Genomic DNA, 2,749 nt, shown 5'->3' with positions numbered 1-2,749 from the left:
ATTTGATCAACAACGCCAAAGGGATAGTCATTTTCAGATTTTGTTAACACACTGATTAAAAGGTAACGGTTATGCTCTTAGAGGATTTTCAGGTCATTTTAAAAGTCGCAGAGTTTCGCAGCATCACTGCTGCTGCGACAAATCTGGATATGCGCACGGCAACGGCAAGTGCGGCGGTGAAACGTGTTGAGGCATCATTAGGGGCTGAATTATTTGTACGAACGACTCGTCATTTACGCTTATCTTCTGCCGGCGAGCGTTATTTGCCTCAGTGTGAAGAGGCGTTGCAGATGCTTGAAAAAGCCAAAATGAACATGCGTGAAGAGCTAGGGATTATTGATGGAGAGATCCGCATCGCCCTTTCGTCTGATTTGGGCCGAAATGTGGTCACACCTTGGCTTGATGAATTTTTGTTGGACTACCCAGACGTTTCACTTCGCTCCAGTATCAGTGACAGCAACATCGATTTTTATCGAGATTCTGTTGATATGGCGCTGCGCTATGGCTCACCAACCGATGCGAGTATGTACGGTTTTAAAATTTGTGATGTGCCAAGGCTGTTGTGCGCCAGCCCGGAGTATTTAGCAAAATACGGTACTCCATCCGAGCCAGATGATCTGCTTGAACATAATGCCCTGTTTTACCAGTTACATGATATTTTGCAAAATGAGTGGTTGTTTAATGATGGAAAAGAGGACATTAAGGTAAAACTGAAAGGTAACAGAGCATCTAATGATGGCGATCTTGTTCGGCGCTGGTGTGTGGCGGGGAAAGGGGTAGCAATCAAGTCTTGCCTCGATATGGCCGATGACTTGCTAACAGGGAAAGTGGTCAATGTAATGGCAGACTATAAACCGACTTCCACTGAGCTTTGGTTAATATGCCCAAGCCGACAATCTATTACCCCAACCGTCCGCCTAATAAGGGATATGCTTAGAGAAAAGACCGAACAGATTCTAATCCAAATGAAGGACAAAGGGATTCTATTGGGTTAACTGTTGAGGTTGTGAGGGCGTGGAAATTGCCAGCCCTCAGTAAAGCGGTGATGGTCTTAACTACTGATGGTTGTCCAACCACTCACGAGTCACATCATCAACCGCTAATCCCGCACGGCAAACCTTGTAATCCAATTCTGCGATGATTTCATTTGAAAAGCGCAATTGATCTAGCTGTGCCAACTGTGCTGGGGTAAATACGATTGATCTTTCTTGTCGAAGTAATAATATGGCGCGATCAACGCTACCCAATAATCCTTTGGGCTCTTTTAATTCACGGATAGTAAATAGGTGGTGCAAGAACTGTGGTTTCCACAATGGCACAATAACCCACTCATTATTTTCAACCGCACGTTCGTAGGCACCAAAGCAATCCTCTTCTGAACCAGAGTGAAAATGATAACCCACATCGCTTAATCCATATTGGTCCATCATTTCAATAGAGAATCGGGTAATGCCAGCACCTGGGTTAATACCTTGAATGTGTTTGTTGGTGCGCTTAACGACTTCTGGTTTTAATAGGTCACTGATTTGTGAAACAACCTCCTCAGGTACATAATCGGGCACCCCCCATAGAGCGTACGGTTTATAGTGCAAACCTAACTCTAACAAAGGCTCTACCGTTTCAACATCGGATTTATAGATACCGTGGCTTGAAGGTAACCAGGCAGAAGAGAGCATGTCGATACGGCCCACTTTTAGATTTTGGAAATTTTCTTGATGTGGTGCGTAGACACGTTCCACCTGAAAACCCATATCAGTTAAGACATGGCTAACTATGGATGCAGTAACGCGATGAAAAGATAAATCGGTAACCCCGAGATTGATAATGTTAGACATAACGTGTCCTTATGATAAAAGAAAAAGAGGTTTTAAAATCGCATTTAAAGTGCCGTGAGGCCGGAATAGAGCATCTTGGTTCCCGTAAGAAACAGAACGCTATAACTTATCTTGTAAATCAACTCTTGAGAGATGATATTCACCATCCACACACCGGCTCTAACCCCTAAAAACGCAATCGGCACCAAAACTAACGAGGTCATCAAGTTTTGCATATCGAGCAGCCCCATATAGCTGTATGGGATCAACTTAATAAAGTTAAGCACCGTGAAAAATACTACGCTGGTGCCGATTAATTGTTCTTTCGGCAGATTTTTTGGCAGTAGATGCATGCTTGCAGGCGGACCACCGGCATGGGCAATTGTACTGGAAAACCCAGACAACATACTTAAGGCATAGCCCTTTATCGGGTGGCTAAATTGAACCTGCTTTAGCAGAAACTTTTGTGTTAAAAAGACCAAAGCCAGCCCCCCAATGATAAGTTCAACGACAGATGTTGACAGACTACCCATAAAATAAGCTGCACTCATCACCCCCATAATAGCGAAGGGCATCATACTTTTTAGCTCGACGTAATTGCAGTTCTTGTGGTGGTAAAACAGCGCCATTAAATCCATACCACACAATAATGGTAATAAAATCGCAGCGGCTTGAACTGGCGATACGCTCATCGCCATCAAAGGTACCGATAGCATCCCCAAAATACCGCCGACCCCTCCCTTGCCCATGCCATAGAAAAAAACGGCAGGCATCGCTGCAACATAAAACCAAAGGTCTGTGATCATGATATGTAAACCAAGAAAATACGTAGATGAAAACAAGTGTATTTGAGCAAAAAGCTTTTAAAGCCATTCACTCAAATAAGGGGGAATACAAAGTTGGCTTAAGCGATTTGGGTCATTTCGTTGACAGTG

The 2,749-nt window shown here is 43.8% G+C and carries 3 protein-coding genes; 1 reads left to right on the top strand and 2 read right to left on the bottom strand.

Translation table 11 applies throughout. The features are described from left to right. The first annotated feature begins 71 nt into the window (after positions 1–71). Entirely contained in the window at positions 72–995 is a 924-nt protein-coding gene (locus AB4493_RS21455; protein ID WP_102490406.1) for a LysR family transcriptional regulator, read from the top strand. A gap of 60 nt (positions 996–1,055) precedes the next feature. Here the strand turns inward: AB4493_RS21455 and AB4493_RS21450 are convergent, their stop codons facing one another. Further along, positions 1,056–1,835 (bottom strand): glycine betaine ABC transporter substrate-binding protein, encoded by a 780-nt coding sequence (locus AB4493_RS21450; RefSeq protein ID WP_102367602.1) that lies wholly within the window; start codon positions 1,833–1,835, stop codon positions 1,056–1,058. Positions 1,836–1,879: 44 nt separating this feature from the next. After that, positions 1,880–2,620, bottom strand: coding sequence for a sulfite exporter TauE/SafE family protein (locus AB4493_RS21445; RefSeq protein WP_372124046.1), 741 nt, complete (start codon positions 2,618–2,620; stop codon positions 1,880–1,882). Positions 2,621–2,749 lie beyond the last annotated feature (129 nt).

The sequence above is a fragment of the Vibrio sp. 10N.222.55.A1 genome (genome assembly GCF_041473835.1).
GTDB lineage: Bacteria > Pseudomonadota > Gammaproteobacteria > Enterobacterales > Vibrionaceae > Vibrio > Vibrio crassostreae_C.
The sequence above is the reverse complement of the archived record's forward strand: the minus strand, read 5'-3'. Positions and strand labels throughout refer to the sequence as shown.